The following is a 19,246-nucleotide window of genomic DNA, read 5'->3' on the forward strand; positions in this document are numbered from 1 at the left end:
ACTAACATAAAAGTTGATGCCAATCGCAATATGACTGGCATCAACTCACTTTTATACCTTTACTTTTTTCTATACACTGCAATCATTCATGCATACTAAGTGCAATAAAAACACATTTTATGCAAAACAATTCGTATAAAAATCGATTTACTTGTGCAATACAATCTTCAATGGAGTGTAAAGTACTTCAACAACAATCGCATTAAATACTGCTGTACCCAAAATAATTGGAAGCATCACCATTACCATATTTGGAGAGTGAAGAATGAAGAAAGCAGCAATAAGAGCAAAAATGCAACCAGAAATTACAGTCGTAATAAAAGTAGAAATGAATGGGAATACGCTTACTTTACGAGCCGCATCCTTTGGGAACAAGCGAATATAACCAATTAATATTGCAGTCATAATGATTGCAGCTGGAATATCGCAAGCATACTCAAGGAATGGAATTGAAGTATTAAATTGAATTAACGTTGCAGCAAGAGCACCAATAATAGCTCCCTGGTAAATCTTCGGCCTAACAAGCAAAATTGACAAGCAGAATGAAGCAATAACAAACTCAGGCTGAATATTTCCAATAGAAAGAGATTTTGCAACAGTAAAGTCAAGAATGCATCCTGCCGCAAAAAGTACTGCAACTAACACTAAGGAAGTAATATCTAATGCGTGATTCTTAACTTTTACATTTTGCATCATTGCAGCTGCAGCATCTGTAGTTGCGTTTGCACCATTGTTATAAGCTTCCTTAACGGTTTCGTTAATTTCTTGAGCCATGATTTCTCTCCTTGTTTGGGCTTTATATTATTCATATAAAGCTATCGAATATTTTGTTGTGATTTGTGATTTTGTGATTTGGTTATTTTTTAAGATTTAAGCTTATATACAAAAAGACCCCCGGGTTTACCCCGGAGGTCTTTTATAAGCTTTTATATGCAGCTTCTAAAACTTCAGAGTAAACTCATGCCAAAGAGAAGACTGCCACCACCACATACGAGCAGCGTTAAGAGCATTGTGAGATTCAGCATTCATGTTCATGTTACGCATGATAACTGCCTCCTTAAGCTCATTAGCTGACTATGGTTCACGCACAAACCTCAACCGAAGTATTCGATATTCGTTTGTGTTGAGAATGATGCTAACACCATGAAAGTACAAATGCAAACACAACACGCGCACAAACTGAAAATATTATTAAAAAATATTATTAGAACTATTAGTAATTCTTAGTAATTATCAGTAATTCGTTTGTTATTTAGAAAGTTTTTGATATTTAGCAATCTGCAGTTTTACAGCAATAATTCGTTTTACAGAATCATCAATTCTAGACTCAGGGATTTCTCCTCTACGAACTGCATTAACAACAGAATAGTAAGCTTGACGCAAATTTGCAGGAGAAAGTAACATATCAAGACCTGCTTTAATCCCAGTAATTGCAGCGCTTGAAGGAGCATAACGTAAAGATATTGCTCCCATTCCTAAAGAATCAGAAATCAGAATACCGTTATAGCCAAGCTTTTTACGAGCTAAACCTGTAACAATCTTTTCCGACATACTAGCTGGAGTATCATCTCCCGTAATCTTCGGATACGACACATGACTAACCATAATGAACTTAACGCCAGTATCTACCGCATCTTTGAATGGAACTAAATCTACTTTTCTTAGCAAAAATGGAGTCTGATTCGAAACAGTAGTACCTTTGTGAGAATCTTCAAAAGTTGAGCCATGACCAGGAAAATGCTTATACGTAGCAAAAACATGATTTTCTTGCAAACCATCCGTAAACGCGTCAGTCATACTAGCCACAAGCTTTGGGCTAGAACCAAACGAGCGCTTTTTCATAAGATTATTATCTGGATTAGTTAGCACATCTGCAACAGGGGCAAAATCAACATTAAAGCCAAAATCATGGAGATATTTACCAATATATGCTCCAGCTTTATAAGCTTTACGCATTTTCTTAGTAACGCCAATATCTCTCATATTAGGCGAAGTATTCACTCCCATTTGAGGATTAGAACTAACTCTTGCAACAGTTCCGCCCTCTTCATCAACGCTGACAATTGCAGGCAATGATACACGAGCATTACTTATTTCTTGCAATTTAGAAATCATACTTTTGGTCTGTTCAGGACTTTGAATATTTTCCCTCGTGTACATTATTCCGCCAACAGGCAATGAGTTAAAAGCCTGCTGCATTTGCGCACCAGAAGAAGTTACCGTCCAGTTTATGCCAACTAATTCCTCAGGTTTTACAACAAACATTTGCGCAATTTTATCTTCAAGAGACATTTTTGAAAGCACGCTTCTAACTTCTGCGCTATTAGGATCAACTCCCCTACGAGCCAGTTTTTTATGAGCTTTAATTAAAGCCTCGCGCTTTTCTGCTTCTAATGCTAACTCTTTAGGACTCTTAATAGCAGTTCTATTAGAATGGTTAAAGAATTGCGAGCGCATAACATGTACTGCAGCGCACATAGACACTACTATTAAAGCAACCGCAATAATAATCGCAAAAATAGAAGCGGAATGATTCCTCGACGCAACTTTTTCTACTCGCTGATTATGCAACGCACCCCTATACTGTACTGTGCGACCAGTTACAGTATGCGGTACGCTTTGCAATTTACGCGGCTGTTGCTTACGCATAAGCTTTCCCCTAATTCACTAATAATAAAAATACTATTGAAATTATTTACTAGTATTTATTCACTTCGCACACGTAGCCTGTCTTACCGCTAAACGTTTTGTGTAATGTAGGATTTGTAAATAGGTTGTCGCGCTGATCATTCCAAGACCATTCGTCATTTAATCTCCAAAGCATAAGATAAAACTCAGGTTCACCATCTTTATCATTTCGACTTGGCTCACCAGGCAACCAGTTTTGATACTTTACTTTTTCACCAGTAACCCAGTGTGCATACACTTCACCGTTTTCGCGCTGAGAAGTGTAACCGCCAATCCACACATACTTGACGCCTTCCTTCTTAGCCATATTTATAACCTTAGTTTCCTTACGCTTGTCTGTAAGAGTTACTAAGTAACCACCATCTTGCATGCATGCACTATTAGCTTCGGTCCAAGTTACGTCTCCCTTATGAAGAACAAAACGAGAACCACCCTTCTTATAAGTCTTCTTCTTTACTGGCTTAAATGCTAAATCGTCACCAATGCCACCAGACTTATGATTCTTCGAATCTGCAAGCAAAGCAGAAACTACACGATCAACATAAGGATTTGTTGAAGAATCAGAATCGTATTCAAGACAATAAACATTATCTTGATTAACTCTAATTCTATTCATTACATCTTTCATATCTGAAATAGAATTAATATCCCAGAAGTAGCCGTTTGTTTCGTTTGCAATATTCTGCAATACGCTAGAATCAGCATCACTTGTACCAATCAAATAAACTGGTATTCCCTTTTCTTTTGCTAGAGCAATAACCTCATCCGCAGTATGAGTGCTTTCATTATCCAAACCATCTGTAAAAGCAATAACACAGTTAAAACCTGGATGGTTTGAAGCATTAGTAACACCAGTGTATAGAGCATCATACAAGGCCGTCATTCCGTAAGGTGTCATATTATCGATACCTGTAAGAAGTCGATCTTTATCATTTGTGTATGTTGCCATATACATGAGGTAGCTATCGAAAGATATAAGCTCTCCTTTATCTCCAACCTTGTAGTTGAGATTGCGCACAAAATCACTCATTGTTTTCTTCATAGTGTCGATTGAAGAATCCATTGAGCCAGATTTATCAAGAAGAATCTCGTAATTAACACCTTGATTGTCTTTAATTCGCTCAACCTTGTGAATAAGGCGTTCTACTTCTTTTCCGCCACCAATTTTTTCGCGAATTGCAGCAGTTGGAGAATCAATTTCAAGCGCTTTTCCACTGCTATCCGTAAGAGAAAAGTACAATTTAACGTGCGGATATTGAGAAACGTCGGAATTAACAATTTTTAGCGTATAATCTTCATACTTGTGTGATTGAGTAAGCTCACTGCGAAGCTTTGAATAAGGAATTTGACCCGGATGAATAAAATCCCAAATTAAGCATCCGAAAATACACGAAAGAATAAAAGATATAACTATTGTAATAGAAAGAATTATATTTCTTTTATCCTTTAATTCCTCATTTGAGAAAACATCAAATCCAGAAAATAGGCCGCCACTGCGTGAAGATGCAGGAATAGCTGATGCCGTATAAGTGGCTGATGTTGCAGCATTATACGGCTCAGCTTTGTAAGCTTGAGGCATGTTGTTACGCATACTTTGCTGATTCTGAGGGCTCTGCTGATTCTGAGGGCTCTGCTGATTCTGCGCATTGTTCTGCTGATCATTTTCTGCAGAAGCATTAACAGCTGCTCCACAACGAGAACAGAACCGTACATTATCCTTAATTAAAGCTCCACAGTTGATGCAAAACATACGTTCTTCTTTCTCACAACATTATGCAAGTACTTACATAATTAGCTCAAGCTTAATATACTTTTTGATTCTATACCTTCTTTTATATATTCTTATCTCGCTTTACTTTAATAAAGGACGCACTAGCCACAACCAAAGCTATAAAAATAGCAACAAATACCAGAAGTATTTTATTAATTGCAGAATTGCTACCAAAGTGCTTTACAGCATTAACATGCAATGCCACTGCAGAATGAGAAGGAATAGTTGTTTCAACTTTCCCACCACTAACAGTTACAGTTTTTTCGCAATTCTTTGATGCATAAACATTGCAATACTCACCATCTGGCAAATCAGTATTGTAACTAACATCATTTTGCTTATCATCATTATTAATAGCGAAGAAACCATTATTTCCGCGGCTAAAAGCAATATTATTGCTTTCATCATCCTGCCACTTAGTTACTTTCGTACCTTTAACAGCATTATAGAAGCCAATCATGCCTCGAATTGAAGTCCAGCGTTGAGTGCACTGCCACTTTGAATCCTTGCCACAACTTGCATCAGGAACAAACGTTTCAGTTGCACCAGGAGCACCTTCATCTCGCTCACTAAACTTATATCCAGAGTAAATATTTGGCGTACCATACGGATAAGCAAGCATAAAAGCATTCGCAAGCTCATATAATTTGCCATCTTTATAAGTAAGAACACTTGTGGCATTATCTCGCTCAGTATCCCAATTTGTAACAAAAATAGCAGCACTCTTATTAGGAATAAGACCATCTGTAATATGCTTCAAATTGTCTATTGAACCAGAGAAATAATTTCGCAAACGGTACGAGTACTCAAACTCGTCTACTTCACCAGTTCCAACATATTTATCTGGCTGATTTTCTTTCGCACCATTGCTATCCCCAATCGTTTCCTGCATCCACCAAATGTTTTCAGGCTTAACACCACTAGCATCAGATGCAGCCTTCTTAATAGCTTTCATCTCGTTTGGAGCAATATGCTTAACAGCGTCTACGCGGAAGCCAGCTACACCCATTTTTAGCAATTTTGCAAAATAATTACCAAGAGTTTGCTGCACATGCGGCTTAGAAGTATCCAAATCAAGCAAACCAACTAAACGATAATTCCAAACTACTTGAGCATCACTATACGTGTAAATATCTTTATCTATTTGATGAAAATCATCTTTCGTGTAACCAGCATCAGGATAACTCTGATTTGCCGCATCATACTTACTACCACCAACTCCCACAGTATCTTTATTGTCAGCACCAGTCATGTGGTTAATAACAGCGTCAACAATAATTCCAACCTTCGCAGCTTTACACGTAGTAATCATATTCTTAAACTCAGCTTCAGTACCAAGCTTGGAATTTAGATTGTAACTAACAGGCTGGTAAGAAGTCCACCACGCTTTTCCTTTAATATGATCCTCTGGAGGAGACACCTGAACGTACTTAACGCCTTCAGGACCATACGTTTCTTTGCACTCCTTGGCAATACTCCTCCAGTTTTGCTGAAAAGCTGTAACAATAACGCCTTTTTGTGGAAGGCCGTTTGTTGATTTAGTTGAAGCAAATGCCGAAGAGTTTGGAACAATGGTAAACACACACATTAATATTGTTGCTACAGCAGCGAATGACGCAAATACAAACATTAATTTATGCTTGTAATTATTGATTAATTCGCTAGCATAATTACTTTTTTTACGATTACCTACTTGCAATTTTGCACTGCGGATCATCTTTGTTCCTTTCACATCACGTACAGCACATTCATTGTTTTATTGTGCGAAAATGCTTTTATTATTATACGCTTTACTGTTTATGTCTGAATATTAAAACGAAATAAAAAACGTCACTCAGCAAGCTAAGTGACGTTGTGCACGTGCCCCCGGTGAGACTCGAACTCACACTGCACAGATTTTGAGGCTGTTTCCTCTACCAATTGGGATACAGGGGCATCTTCAATTTTTCGCAATTTTTTGCGACTTGTTGACTATAGCACACTTTAAGCTGCATGCAAATAGTTAAGGCGTTTTGCGCGTGTCGCAATATTGAATATTTGCGATTAAATACAAGCAATGCGCGCAACCTACAGATAGGAAGCGCGCATTACAAGTCACAACTTATACGTTACACGTTATACGTCCTACACATGCGCAAGTAAATAATTAAAAAATTAAATCATACTAAACGCATGTGCAAAACCGCGTAATATTAGTCGCAAGCACCAACTGTGTGAACGTAGATGGAGTCAGTACGACCAGCCTGACGCTCACCCTGAGCAGTGCTCAAGATAACAATCTGGTCACCATCTGAAACCTTACCAGCCTCACGAAGAACCTTGTCGGTGAAAATCATCAAATCGTGACGATTCATATCGTGATAATCTTCACTAATCAAGAATCCTTCAGTACCCCAGCTCAAAGCCAACCAGTGATAAGTGTGCTCATTGTTGGTCAATCCGTAGATTGGAGCAGTTGGACGTTCGCGGGAAATACGATGAACCGTACGACCAGTCTGAGTGTAGGCAACAATAGCCTTAGCGTTAAGCTTATCTGCCAAATCAACAGCTGCAGAAGAAACTGCGCCGGTGCTAGACATATCAAGCTCAACTGCAGGAATGCGATCATAGCCATTCTCGGTAGCATACTGAGAAATGCGAGACATAGTCTTTACGGTAACATCTGGATACTTACCAACAGCAGTTTCGTTAGAAGTCATTGTTGCGTCAGCACCATCGAGAACAGCGTTAGCGCAATCGGAAGCTTCTGCACGAGTTGGTACTGGAGAGTTAACCATTGTGCCAAGAACTTCGGTAGCAACGATAACTGGCTTTGCATAACGGCGAGAAAGCTCAATGCAGCGCTTGGTAACAAGTGGAACCTCTTCAAGAGGCATTTCCACAGCCATATCACCACGAGCAACCATAATGCCATCGAAGGTCTTAACAATCTCTTCCAAGTTTTCAACAGCCTGTGGCTTTTCAATCTTGGCGACGATTGGAATACGACGACCTTCTTCGTCCATGATTTCGTGAGCGCGATCAATATCGGTAGCAAAACGCACGAAGGACATAGCAATAATGTCAGCGCCAGTGCGAATAGCCCAACGAAGATCAGACTCATCTTTTTCGGTCAAAGCTGGAAGAGAAACTGCAACGCCTGGAAGGTTAATGCCCTTGTGGCTGGAAACTGGGCCAGCAACAATAACCTTAGTGTGAACGTCGTTGCCTTCAACCTTAGTTACCTCAAGACGAACCTTACCATCATCAATAAGAATTGGGTCGCCTGCATGGCAATCTCCTGGCAAGCCCTTGAAGGTTGTGGAAGTGCGATGCTCGTCACCTTCAACATCATCAGTAGTAATGATGAACTCCTGGCCTTCTTCCAAATAAACCTTATCTTCACCATCAGCGTTCTTCTTGAACCAACCACAGCGAATCTTTGGACCCTGCAAATCAACAAGAGCAGCAACATTGCGGCCAGTGGACTTGGAAGCTGCACGAACATTGTTGTAAACGCGCAAATGATCTTCAGGAGTGCCGTGAGAACGGTTCAAACGAGCAACATCCATACCAGCTTCAACAAGCTTGGTAATACCTTCCAACGATTCTGTAGCTGGACCAATGGTATCAACAATTTTGGCTTTACGCATAATGCCTACCTATTTCCTTTGTTTATTTTTAAATGGGAAAATACCCACTTTCCGAGTAACAGTGTACCAGCAAATTGTGACCTATAGGCAAAACTCGCGCCTATTTATTCATTACAATTAACCACGACTAGCTGCGCTCGCTTATTAACTCACTTATTAGCCTCATCCATTTGCCGCAACTCTTTTTTAAGATTGCGTATTTCATCGCGCAAGCGAGCAGCCAACTCGAATTGCAACTGCTGCGCAGCAACATGCATTTGCTCGCTCAAATTCTTAATCAAAGACATAATATCGTCTTGCGGCAAGGCCGATATATTCGCCATACGCTTTTCTTTGCTTTGCTGCCCAAGATTCGTCTCTTTTGGCACACCATAATGCGAGTTGCCAGCCTTATTAGCATTCCTATAACCGCCTGCTAGCAAAGTCTGCGTATCAACATCTTCTTTAGCAAGCATGTCGTTCACGTCACTAATCTTTTTTCGCAAAGGCTTAGGATCAATTCCATGAGCCTTGTTATACGCGATTTGCTTTTCGCGGCGGCGCTCCGTCTCACTAATCGCCTTGCTCATAGCATCCGTAACGGTATCTGCATACATAAGCACAGTTCCAGAAACGTTACGAGCAGCGCGGCCAATCGTCTGAATAAGCGAGCGGTAAGATCTTAAGAAGCCTTCCTTATCTGCATCCAAAATTGCAACCAGCGAAACTTCTGGCAAATCCAAACCCTCACGAAGCAAATTAATGCCAACAATCACATCAATTTTGCCTTCGCGAAGCTCGCGCAAAAGCTCCACTCTGCGCAAAGTATCAACATCTGAATGCAAGTACTCAACTTTAATTCCAAGCTCCAAAAAGTACTCGGTTAAGTCTTCCGCCATTTTCTTCGTAAGCGTAGTAACAAGCACGCGCTCATCTTTTGCCACTCGCTCCTTGATTTCCGCAAGCAAATCGTCAACCTGACCTTCCACAGGTCGAACCTCAATCTTAGGGTCAAGCAAACCAGTTGGGCGAATAATCTGCTCAACTACGCCGTCAGAAAGCCCCAACTCGTAATCTCCAGGCGTTGCAGAAAGATACACAGTTTGACCAACATGCTCCAAAAATTCTTTCCACTTTAACGGGCGATTATCCATTGCAGAAGGCAGCCTAAAGCCATGCTCCACAAGCGTTCTTTTGCGCGAAGCATCACCCTCATACATGGCTCCGATTTGCGGCACTGTTACATGCGACTCGTCTAAAACTAGCAAAAAGTCGTCTGGGAAAAAGTCAAGCAGCGTATGCGGAGGCGTGCCTGCATCGCGTCCGTCAAAATGCCTAGAATAATTTTCCACTCCTGGGCACACACCAACCTGACGCAGCATCTCCAGATCATATGTAGTTCGCATTTCTAAACGCTGAGCTTCCAGCAATTTGTTCTGCTTTTTAAGTTGTGCAACGCGTTCGTCACGCTCTTTTTCAATAGCCTCTAACGCGCGTTCCATGCGCTCTGGTCCCGCAATGTAGTGAGATGCAGGGAAGATATGAACGCTACTCTCCTGGCGAATCACTTCTCCTGTAAGAGGATGCAACATTGTAATTCTGTCGATTTCGTCACCAAAGAACTCAATTCGCACAGCCAATTCTTCGTACACTGGAATAATCTCAACAGTGTCTCCGCGCACTCTAAAAGTTCCGCGCGTAAAAGCAATATCGTTGCGCTTATATTGCATGCTCACAAACTGGCGAAGAAGCGTATCTCGCTCAAGCTGCTGGCCAACGTTTAGCATAAGCATTCTCTCTGCATACTCCTCTGGAGTACCAAGTCCATAAATGCAAGAAACAGTAGCCACAACAACGCAATCGCGTCTAGTAAGCAAATTCGCTGTAGCAGCATGACGAAGCCGCTCAACATCGTCGTTAATATTGGAATCTTTTTCAATATACGTGTCTGTTTGCGGAATGTACGCTTCTGGCTGATAGTAATCGTAGTAAGACACAAAATAGCTCACGGCATTATCTGGCATAAGCTCACGAAATTCCGCGCAAAGCTGAGCTGCCAAAGTTTTATTCGGCTCAATAATAAGAGTAGGACGCTGCAAACGCTCAATCAGCCAAGCAGTTGTAGCAGTTTTACCAGTTCCCGTAGCACCCATTAAAACAACGTCGTTTTCGCCGTTTTCAATGCGATTCGCCAACGCTTCGATTGCTTGCGGCTGATCACCCGAAGGTTTGTATGGTGCTTTTACAACAAACGGCTTGTTTGTGCGCTGAATTTTATTAGACATAATCTTTTACTTCCCCAATTTTGCCATTTCAGCGCTTTGATTGTTTATTGTTTATTTCTTGCAGCCATGTTTTCAGCATATTGTCAACACTTTTAAGCATAGATTCCATCGGTTTCGTTGAATCTACCACAAAATCTGCCATAGCTTTTCGAGCTTTACTTGGAAGCTGACTATTTATGCGCGCTAAAGCTTGTCTCTCCGTCATATTTCGCTCGCTTATCATTCGCTTAACGCGAATTTCTTGAGGCGCTTCAACTGTAATAATATGGTCAAAACTAAATGGAATGCTGTCTATTACTTGCGCAAGCAGCGGGATATCGTGCACAATAATCGAACTCATACTGCCTAATACATTACTATTTTCTTCAGAAATTTTATTAACATATTCGCTTTCTAAAGTCTTTGCGCAATCATAAATAGCAGGATGAATAAGCAACTCAAGCTTCTTACGATTTTCACAACTCTCGTTGGAGTACCCAAAAACATGCTTTGCAATAAACGCGCGATTTAAAGAACCATCATTCTTAACAGCATTTTCCCCAAAAATTCCTACGATTCGCTGCAATACTGCACTTCCTGGTTCCACAACTTTACGCGCTAAAACATCGTAATCTATAACAAAAGCGCCAAGCGAATGCAAATGGTTTACTACTGTAGATTTTCCAGCCGCAATTCCGCCCGTTATCGCAATACGCATTATTGTCATATATAAATTATAAGTAATGCCCCAGTAAATAATTACCGGGGCATTATATGCTAAATAGTAATTGTAAAATTAGTCTTGAAGTTCAGCACCATCGGCATCCTTATGCCACTTAGAACCAGGCTGAGAGCAAAGAATGCAAATTCCTTCAATAAATGCCCAAATTCCAGAAACAAAAGCCAGCAAGCCGAAAGAAAGAATAGAAATAAGAAGCTGGGCAATAGCCTTGCCTTTAAAACCAAGATAGAAATTGTGCACACCCAAAGCGCCCAAGAAAATCGCTAACAGGCCTGCAGCAATCTTGTTACGAGAGCTTCTGTATGTGTTTGATGAATAATTATTAGACCCATAGTTAGAGTAGGAAGACGCTTGATTGTACTGAGGAGCAGACTGAGAGTACTGACCATATTGTGGCTGAGAATACGAATTCTGGCCATACTGAGGCTGACCATACTGTGGCTGAGCATTGTACTGAGGCTGAGCACCATACTGGGATTGGTCGTTATATTGTGGCTGAGCCTGGTTGTACTGCTGAGACTGATCATTGTACTGTGGCTGTCCGTACTGTGGCTGTCCGTCAGAGCCTGAGTAATCTCCAGTTTGATTATCTAAATCACTCACAATAATTACACTTTCTCTCGTAAGAAATTTATTTTCTTAAAAACTATATAATAAAAAATTAATAAATAAAAGCGTTATTACTAAAGATATTAAAAGATGCCCAGATAATCACTCACCAGGGCATCTTGTTTATTAACAATAATTATAAAACACTAATCCTTTAACTCAGCACCATCAGCATCTTGATGCCACTTAGTTCCAGGCTTTGAGCAAAGAATCAAAATACCCTCAACCAATGCCCATATTGCTGTAATGATCAACAGGAAACCAAAGGAAAGAACAGAAATAAGCAGCTGTGCAATCGCCTTGCCTTTAAAACCAAGATAGAAATTGTGAATACCTAATGTGCCTAAGAAAATCGCTAGCAAACCTGCAACAATTTTATTGCGCGAGCTTACTAAAGTTGCTTTAGCGTTCTCCTCACTATTCCCATCGTACGAAGGGGACTGAGCATTTTTCTGATTGTTGTCAAACGTGCTCATAATCTTCACCAATCCTTTTAATAATTATGATTAATGCTTAAAAGCATCATATAATCATGATTCTTAAAAGAAAATTAATTGTACCTATATTTAATTACAAAACTTGAGTCACAAAAATACTCGTAAAACATACTCAAAATAGTAGTAAAACATAAACAAAATTGCCCCGATGATCACTCACCAGGGCAATTGTTAATAAGCTTCTAGTAGAAAGTAGAAACTACTTCTTTTCGCTCAAAAGCTGTTCGCGCAAAGCTGCGAGCTGGTCGGAATCAGCTAAAGCACCTTCGTTAGAAGCCTCAGAAGAATAGTTGGAAGCAACTTCTTCCTTCTTCTCTTCCTTAGCTGGCTTCTTTTCAGCTTCTTCGCTCTGGCCGTCAGCGGCAGCAGATTCAGCTGCAGCTGCGAGTTCCTTAGCAGCGAATGCCTTGTGTTCTTCCCAAAGCTCGTGAGCTGCAGCATACTGAGCTTCCCACTCTTCGCGCTGCTGCTCGTAGCCAGCCATCCACTCATTAGTGTTTGGATCGAAGCCTTCTGGGTACTTGTAGTTACCTTCGGCATCATATTCAGCTGGCATGCCGTAGAGAGCTGGATCGAAATCTTCAGAATTTGGATCGACAGCTTCAGTAGCTTGCTTCAAGGAGAGGGAGATACGACGACGATCAAGATCAACGTCGATAACCTTCACGAATACTTCTTCGTTAGCCTTAACAACAGTTTCTGGGTTCTCTACGTGACGGTTTGCAAGCTCAGAAATGTGAACCAATCCCTCAATACCATCTTCAACGGAAATGAACACACCGAACTGAACAATCTTGGTAACCTTGCCCTTAACAACCTGTCCAGGAACATGGGTGCGAGCGAAGCGCTGCCATGGATCTTCCTGAGTTGCCTTAAGGGAAAGGGAAATACGTTCGCGATCAAGATCAACATCGAGAACTTCAACGGTAACCTTATCGCCAACCTTAACAACCTCAGATGGGTGATCGATGTGCTTCCAAGAAAGCTCAGACACGTGAATGAGGCCGTCAACGCCGCCGAGGTCAACAAACGCGCCAAAGTTTACGATAGAAGACACAACGCCTTCGCGAATCTGACCCTTCTTAAGCTGCGAGAGGAAGGTCTCGCGAACTTCGGACTGGGTTTCCTCAAGGAACTGACGACGAGAAAGCACAACGTTGTTGCGGTTCTTATCGAGCTCGAGAATCTTAGCCTTAATCTTCTGGCCAATGTATGGGGAAAGATCGCGAACGCGACGCATTTCAACCAAGGAAGCTGGCAAGAAGCCACGCAAACCGATGTCTACAATCAAGCCGCCCTTAACAGCTTCAATAACTGTACCTTCAACGATGCCGTCTGCATCCTTAATCTTCTCGATGTCACCCCAAGCACGCTCATACTGTGCACGCTTCTTGGAGAGAATAAGACGTCCTTCCTTGTCTTCCTTAGTAACAACAAGGGCTTCAATGGTGTCGCCAACTTCAACGACATCATCTGGATCAACGTCTTTCTTGATGGAAAGTTCACGGGAAGGAATTACACCTTCAGTCTTGTAGCCGATATCCAACAATACTTCGTCGTGATCAATCTTTACGACGGTACCTTCAACTAAATCACCATCATCAAAATTCTTGATGGTTGAATCGACTGCCTTGATGAAGTCTTCTTCGGTGCCAATATCATTAATCGCAACCTTGGCGACTTCGTTATTATTCTCTGCCATTATTTATTAGTGGTTTCTTCTTGGGGTGGATATTACTCGATATTTAGTTATAGTTATGCGCGATACTACGCACACAAAGAGCTAGTTTATAGGCAGGCCTAGCCAAAATTGCCGTTTTAGTCCGGGAGTGTCGAAATATTAATTTTGAAGCTTTCTTTCAGCCATATCAACAACATTCGCAAGAAGCATAGCGCGTGTCATAGGGCCTACTCCACCAGGATTTGGAGAATATGCTCCAGCAATCTCACGGCAAGCAGCATCCACATCGCCTTTTATACGATATCTTCCCGCTTCCTCATCAAATATGCGAGATACGCCAACGTCAACTAGAACTGCACCAGGTTTAATATCTTCCGGCTTAACAAAACCAGCACAGCCCATTGCAGCAATAATAACGTCAGATTCACGCATAATTTCCTGCAAATTTTTAGTATGAGTGTGGCATAGCGTAACAGTTGCATCTACTCCCCTGCGTGTAAGAAGCAGACCAATCGTTCGACCAACTGTGATTCCTCGACCGAGAACACAAACGTTTTTACCAGAAAGATTAATTCCATACTCGTCTAACAAAGCTAAAATTCCACGAGGAGTACACGGCAAAGGCGTTGTAATATCTCCAGAAATATGCATCACAAGTTCGCCTAGATTATAAGGATGCATTCCATCACAATCTTTTTTAGGATTGATTGCGGAAATAATTTTTTTAGAATCAACGCCCTTAGGAAGAGGCAATTGCACAATAAAACCTGTACAAAGCGGATCATTGTTCAATTGCTCAACTGCTTTAAGAATGTCATCTTCACTAGCATCTTCTGGCAAATCACATCTGATTGAACGAATCCCAACTTCTTCGCAATCTTTGTGTTTTCCAGCAACATACTTTAATGATCCAGGATCATTCCCAACAAGTAGAGTACCCAATCCCGGTTCAATACCATTTTTACGCAATAGCGCAACGCGTGCAGACAAATCTTCCTTAATTTTGCCAGCAAGTGCTTTACCATCAAGAACAATAACCATAAATATGCCTCCCAACTCGCACAATTCGTAAGGATAGGCTATCGTGAGGTATAGAAGTGTATTAGTCGACAAGCAAAACTAATGTGCGCCGACGCACTATTATCAAAGAAGGAGCCACAGTGATGCGTACCATTATTTGCGCGGCAAAAAAATTTGGTAAAACCGTTTCAACATGCCTTATTGCATCTGCAGTACTTCTTGGATTTTCGGCATGCGGTCAGCAGGTAGAAAAGCCAAAAGAAAAACCTAAAGCAGCAACACAAATAACTGTTGTATCTACTGTAGATACTTGGGGCAGCTTGGCTAAAGAAATCGGCGGTAAAGACGTTAAAGTCGAATCGATAATGGCTGGTGCAAATACTGATATTTCATCTTTTAAGCCTAAACCAAAAGACTTGGAAAATATGCAGGATGCACAAGTATTAATTACAAACGGCGCAGGATACGACGATTGGGCTTCTAAAGTGCATCCAAAAAAGGCTGAAACTATTAGTGCAGCCGCAACAGTTGGTGCATTAAATGGAGATAATCCGTACTTGTGGTTCTCTCACGATGCAAGAGAAGCTATGGCTTCATCAATGGCTGATACTTTCTCAAAGGTTCTTCCGGCTAAGAAGCATGATTTTGCTCAGCGACTATCTGAATGGCAAAATAGCGAAAAGAAATTAGCAAGTTCTATTAGTGATTTTGCTAAAAATCATAGTGATGCAAAATATGCTTCAACCTCTCCAATTCTGTTCTGGCTTATGGCAGACATGAACGTAAAGGATGCAGCTCCTAAGGAATATTCTGACGCTATAAGCAATAACACTGAACCACAACGTTCAAGTGTAGAAGAATTCCAAAAGCTCATTGAAGATCGTAAGATTGATGTTCTTATTAGTGATAGTCAGCAAGGCAATGATGTTCTTAATCTTCTAAATGGTATTGCTGGTAGAAGCTACACGTCGACAGTACGCGTAAGTGAGCTTATGCCTAAGTATGCAAATCAGCTAGATCAATGGATTTTGAAAATTTGCGATGATCTTCAAAACGCTATTAACGCAACAAAAGATATGCGTAAGAATATTGATGATCAAGATTCGCCAAAGAAACCTATTACTAAGAAGCCAACTATAGCCAAGAATACTGATCCTAAGAATTCAAATCAGGGTCAGCAAGATCCAGGCAAGTAAATAGTACAAAGCTTCGATAGCTATAATAAAAATCTCTTGCATCAGACGGTGCAAGAGATTTTTTATTGCTGAAATCTAACAATTAATTTAATTTGTAAAACAGTTACATTATTAAATTAACTAAATTAACTAATTAAAAATTTAGACTTACTTCTTTTTTGCTTTTTTATTACGCTCTTCTAAAAGAAATAAAGTCTGAGATGCAGGCTCATCAGGCGCGCAAGTATGATGCTTATCATCACCTTCCTGAGGGTCTTTGTAGCCAAGATTTACATCAAGAAGACGCTCAGCTTCAAATTCATCAATCTTTTCAGACAAAGCAATTTCAGAAATTAGAATACTGCGAGCGCGTGAAAGCATACGCTTTTCGCCAGCAGAAAGACCATGCTCGTCTACATCGCGTTGAGATAAATCACGCACAACTTCAGCAATATTGTTCACATCGCCGGTGGCAATCTTCTCAACATTAAGCTTGTACCGCCTAGACCAATTCATTTCTTTTTCAATAATTGGAGTGCGCAAAATTTCAAAAACTTTTGCTACTTCTTGAGCCCCAACAATGTCACGTACGCCTACTTTTTTAACATTGTCTACTGGTACATTAATTTCCAAACCATCTGACGACAACACTACTAAGCGCAGATATTGACGAGTTACACCTTTTACAGTGCGCTCACTTATTTCTTCAACACGAGCTGCACCGTGACGAGGATAGACGACCATATCGCCGACTTGATATTCCAACAGAACCCTCCGTACGCACAGAAAAACTCATAACAGTTTCCCATAAGGGCAAGACTTGAAAAAACTTTCATAAATTTTTCACAATACTGCGAAACACACGCGACTTATAGCAATAAACCATGTATGATAGTCAACATGAGTACAGTTACTAACATCAATGAAGATGCAGTCGCAGTCCCAGTCCGTCAGGACGTATTAGCTGCGGTGAGCAATGCAGAGTATTACAATCCACATGAGGTTCTCGGCGGCCACCTTGGAACTGACAAGGGTGCTGACACTGTAACCGTCCGCGTTTTACGCCCAATGGCAAAGAAAGTAGTAATTCTCACCAAGAGCGGAGAATACGAAGCTAAGCATGAATATAATGGCATTTTTACCGCTGTTATTCCTGCAGTAAAGCATACGAAAAGTAAAACTTGGTCTGTGCCAAGCTACCGCATTCATACTGTAGAAATTGACGGCTCTGAATCAACAGACGATGACCCGTATCGCTATTTGCCTCAAGTTGGCGATCTTGATATGTACCTGTTCGGCGAAGGTCGTCATGAACGTCTTTGGGAAGCCTTAGGCGCGCATGTTAAGACTATTACCGACTCTTGGGGTCTAGTTTCTCCTGAAACAGGCAAGATGGTAAAGAAAGTAACCGGCACCGCTTTTTCCGTGTGGGCTCCAAATGCTCGCGCAGTTCGAGTTGTTGGAAACTTTAATTACTGGAATGGTCGACGTCACGCAATGCGCTCGCTCGGATCTTCCGGAATTTGGGAACTTTTCATTCCAGGTGTCACTGCTGGCGAAGTATACAAGTATGAGATTCTTACGCAGTCTGGCAACTGGATTATGAAGGCCGATCCAATGGAACGCTCTCACGAAGTTCCACCAAATACTGGATCCGTTGTTGTCGATTCTGAATTTAAGTGGCACGATACCGATTGGATGGATAAGCGCGCAAAAACTGACGCACACAATGGTCCAATAAGTATTTACGAAGTACAAGCTAACAGCTGGAATCGTGATTTAGGCAATTATCGCGAGCTTGCTGACCACTTGGTTGACTACGTGCAAAAAGAAGGCTTTACTCACGTTGAGTTTATGCCTCTTACACAGTACCCATTCTCTGGATCTTGGGGTTACCAGGTTACAGGCTACTATGCTGTAGATTCTCGACTTGGCTCCCCTGACGACTTTAAGTACCTTGTGGATAAGCTCCACAAAGCAGGAATTGGTGTCATTATGGATTGGGTTCCTGCCCACTTCCCTAAGGATGACTTCGCTCTTGGACGCTTCGATGGCACAGCGCTTTACGAAGATCCTGATCCTATGCGCGGAGAACATCCTGATTGGGGTACTTATATCTTCAACTTTGGTCGCCACGAGGTTCGTAACTTCCTTGTTGCCAATGCTTGCTTCTGGTTGGATGAGTACCACGTTGACGCACTGCGCGTCGATGCAGTGTCTTCCATGCTTTACTTGGATTACAGCCGCGAAAATGGTCAGTGGAGACCAAATATTTACGGCGGTCGAGAAAACCTTGAAGCTATTGATTTCATTAAGGAAGCAAACGCTACTGCTTACAAGAATAATCCTGGCATCATGATGATTGCTGAGGAATCTACTGCTTATCAGGGCGTAACAGCACCAACCGATATGGGCGGCTTAGGCTTCGGCTTGAAGTGGAACATGGGCTGGATGCACGACACATTGCAATACCTTAAGGAAGAGCCAATTAACCGTCGTTGGCATCACAATGAGATTACATTCTCTATGGTTTACGCGTATTCTGAGCATTACGTGTTGCCATTAAGCCACGATGAAGTCGTATACGGCAAAGGTTCGTTGCTTGGAAAGATGCCAGGCGATGAATGGCAGCAGTTCGCAGGCTTGCGTGCTTTGCTTGCATACCAGTGGTCTCACCCAGGCAAGAACTTGCTGTTTATGGGCGGAGAAATTGGACAGTCCAGCGAATGGAACTTCAATACTTCTCTTAACTGGAATGAATTGCAGTGGCCATTCCATCAAGGAGTGCAAAAGCTTGTTGCAGATTTGAACGCCTTGTACAAGAGCTCTAGAGCTTTCTGGAGTCAAGACTTTACGCCTGATGGTTTCCAGTGGCTTACAAGTGATGATTCAGACCACAACACATTAAGCTACATGCGTATTGGCGATGACGGCGAAGAAATTGTTGTAGTAGTAAACTTCTCTGGTCAAGCTTGGCAAGACTACCAGGTTGCGTTGCCAAAGGGTGGCCAATGGGAAGAGATACTCACAACCGATGACGCAAAGTATTGCGGTTCTGATATTCACAATGGCACATTTACTGCAGCTGCTGAAGAATATCATTCTCGCCCGTACTCAGCAAGAATTACCGTTCCAGCGTTAGGTGCGGTATTCTTAAAGCCAGTACAACACTGAAAGGTTTATTAAAA

General features: G+C 41.4%; 14 protein-coding genes and 1 tRNA gene. 2 read left to right on the top strand and 13 right to left on the bottom strand.

The genetic code is table 11. The features are described from left to right. Positions 1-147: 147 nt before the first annotated feature. From HXT52_RS03390 to HXT52_RS03445, 12 genes are all read right to left on the bottom strand, one after another. The gene (locus tag HXT52_RS03390; RefSeq protein WP_004135981.1) at positions 148-774 is read right to left on the bottom strand and encodes a hypothetical protein; all 627 of its coding nucleotides are present in this window, start codon (positions 772-774) and stop codon (positions 148-150) included. Between the two features lie 474 nt (positions 775-1,248). Then, the gene (locus tag HXT52_RS03395) at positions 1,249-2,649 is read right to left on the bottom strand and encodes a glycoside hydrolase family 3 protein (protein WP_421775710.1); all 1,401 of its coding nucleotides are present in this window, start codon (positions 2,647-2,649) and stop codon (positions 1,249-1,251) included. A gap of 49 nt (positions 2,650-2,698) precedes the next feature. Beyond that, positions 2,699-4,438: a VWA domain-containing protein gene (locus HXT52_RS03400; protein WP_421775711.1), complete on the bottom strand. Its 1,740-nt coding sequence runs from the start codon at positions 4,436-4,438 to the stop codon at positions 2,699-2,701. An 82-nt stretch (positions 4,439-4,520) separates the two neighbouring features. Then, positions 4,521-6,176 (bottom strand): alpha-amylase, encoded by a 1,656-nt coding sequence (locus tag HXT52_RS03405; RefSeq protein ID WP_421775712.1) that lies wholly within the window; start codon positions 6,174-6,176, stop codon positions 4,521-4,523. A gap of 144 nt (positions 6,177-6,320) precedes the next feature. Then, a tRNA-Leu gene (locus HXT52_RS03410) sits at positions 6,321-6,394 on the bottom strand. A gap of 257 nt (positions 6,395-6,651) precedes the next feature. Then, complete coding sequence (gene pyk, locus HXT52_RS03415) at positions 6,652-8,091, bottom strand: pyruvate kinase (RefSeq protein ID WP_004127978.1); 1,440 nt, start codon at positions 8,089-8,091, stop codon at positions 6,652-6,654. A 149-nt stretch (positions 8,092-8,240) separates the two neighbouring features. Then, positions 8,241-10,355, bottom strand: a complete 2,115-nt coding sequence (gene uvrB, locus HXT52_RS03420) for an excinuclease ABC subunit UvrB (protein WP_421775713.1) — start codon at positions 10,353-10,355, stop codon at positions 8,241-8,243. Positions 10,356-10,383: 28 nt separating this feature from the next. Then, complete coding sequence (gene coaE / locus HXT52_RS03425; RefSeq protein ID WP_421775714.1) at positions 10,384-11,052, bottom strand: dephospho-CoA kinase; 669 nt, start codon at positions 11,050-11,052, stop codon at positions 10,384-10,386. Between the two features lie 78 nt (positions 11,053-11,130). After that, positions 11,131-11,679, bottom strand: a complete 549-nt coding sequence (locus tag HXT52_RS03430) for a TM2 domain-containing protein (protein WP_004135965.1) — start codon at positions 11,677-11,679, stop codon at positions 11,131-11,133. 152 nt (positions 11,680-11,831) lie between these two features. Then, on the bottom strand, positions 11,832-12,161 hold the full coding sequence (locus tag HXT52_RS03435; protein ID WP_004135962.1) for a TM2 domain-containing protein: 330 nt from the start codon (positions 12,159-12,161) through the stop codon (positions 11,832-11,834). A 220-nt stretch (positions 12,162-12,381) separates the two neighbouring features. After that, the gene (rpsA, locus tag HXT52_RS03440; protein WP_004135961.1) at positions 12,382-13,884 is read right to left on the bottom strand and encodes a 30S ribosomal protein S1; all 1,503 of its coding nucleotides are present in this window, start codon (positions 13,882-13,884) and stop codon (positions 12,382-12,384) included. 138 nt (positions 13,885-14,022) lie between these two features. Beyond that, entirely contained in the window at positions 14,023-14,904 is an 882-nt protein-coding gene (locus HXT52_RS03445; RefSeq protein ID WP_004135959.1) for a bifunctional methylenetetrahydrofolate dehydrogenase/methenyltetrahydrofolate cyclohydrolase, read from the bottom strand. A gap of 122 nt (positions 14,905-15,026) precedes the next feature. Between HXT52_RS03445 and HXT52_RS03450 the strand changes: the two genes are divergently transcribed. Beyond that, positions 15,027-16,079 (top strand): metal ABC transporter solute-binding protein, Zn/Mn family, encoded by a 1,053-nt coding sequence (locus HXT52_RS03450; protein ID WP_004135956.1) that lies wholly within the window; start codon positions 15,027-15,029, stop codon positions 16,077-16,079. A 147-nt stretch (positions 16,080-16,226) separates the two neighbouring features. Here HXT52_RS03450 and HXT52_RS03455 read toward each other — a convergent pair whose 3' ends face one another. Continuing rightward, complete coding sequence (locus HXT52_RS03455) at positions 16,227-16,823, bottom strand: CarD family transcriptional regulator (protein ID WP_165844122.1); 597 nt, start codon at positions 16,821-16,823, stop codon at positions 16,227-16,229. A 135-nt stretch (positions 16,824-16,958) separates the two neighbouring features. Here HXT52_RS03455 and glgB point away from each other — a divergent pair, with 135 nt between their 5' ends. Continuing rightward, positions 16,959-19,232, top strand: a complete 2,274-nt coding sequence (gene glgB / locus HXT52_RS03460) for a 1,4-alpha-glucan branching protein GlgB (RefSeq protein WP_004135952.1) — start codon at positions 16,959-16,961, stop codon at positions 19,230-19,232. Positions 19,233-19,246 lie beyond the last annotated feature (14 nt).

This window comes from Gardnerella sp. KA00288 (genome assembly GCF_049244085.1).
GTDB classification, from domain to species: domain Bacteria; phylum Actinomycetota; class Actinomycetes; order Actinomycetales; family Bifidobacteriaceae; genus Bifidobacterium; species Bifidobacterium greenwoodii.

What these genes read in the sequence shown, in the direction of transcription:
- HXT52_RS03390 (WP_004135981.1), bottom strand. Translation starts at nt 774, where the DNA reads ATGGCTCAAGAAATTAACGAAACCGTTAAGGAAGCTTATAACAATGGT.
- HXT52_RS03395 (WP_421775710.1), bottom strand. Translation starts at nt 2,649, where the DNA reads ATGCGTAAGCAACAGCCGCGTAAATTGCAAAGCGTACCGCATACTGTA.
- HXT52_RS03400 (WP_421775711.1), bottom strand. Translation starts at nt 4,438, where the DNA reads ATGTTTTGCATCAACTGTGGAGCTTTAATTAAGGATAATGTACGGTTC.
- HXT52_RS03405 (WP_421775712.1), bottom strand. Translation starts at nt 6,176, where the DNA reads ATGATCCGCAGTGCAAAATTGCAAGTAGGTAATCGTAAAAAAAGTAAT.
- pyk (WP_004127978.1), bottom strand. Translation starts at nt 8,091, where the DNA reads ATGCGTAAAGCCAAAATTGTTGATACCATTGGTCCAGCTACAGAATCG.
- uvrB (WP_421775713.1), bottom strand. Translation starts at nt 10,355, where the DNA reads ATGTCTAATAAAATTCAGCGCACAAACAAGCCGTTTGTTGTAAAAGCA.
- coaE (WP_421775714.1), bottom strand. Translation starts at nt 11,052, where the DNA reads ATGCGTATTGCGATAACGGGCGGAATTGCGGCTGGAAAATCTACAGTA.
- HXT52_RS03435 (WP_004135962.1), bottom strand. Translation starts at nt 12,161, where the DNA reads ATGAGCACGTTTGACAACAATCAGAAAAATGCTCAGTCCCCTTCGTAC.
- rpsA (WP_004135961.1), bottom strand. Translation starts at nt 13,884, where the DNA reads ATGGCAGAGAATAATAACGAAGTCGCCAAGGTTGCGATTAATGATATT.
- HXT52_RS03445 (WP_004135959.1), bottom strand. Translation starts at nt 14,904, where the DNA reads ATGGTTATTGTTCTTGATGGTAAAGCACTTGCTGGCAAAATTAAGGAA.
- HXT52_RS03450 (WP_004135956.1), top strand. Translation starts at nt 15,027, where the DNA reads ATGCGTACCATTATTTGCGCGGCAAAAAAATTTGGTAAAACCGTTTCA.
- glgB (WP_004135952.1), top strand. Translation starts at nt 16,959, where the DNA reads ATGAGTACAGTTACTAACATCAATGAAGATGCAGTCGCAGTCCCAGTC.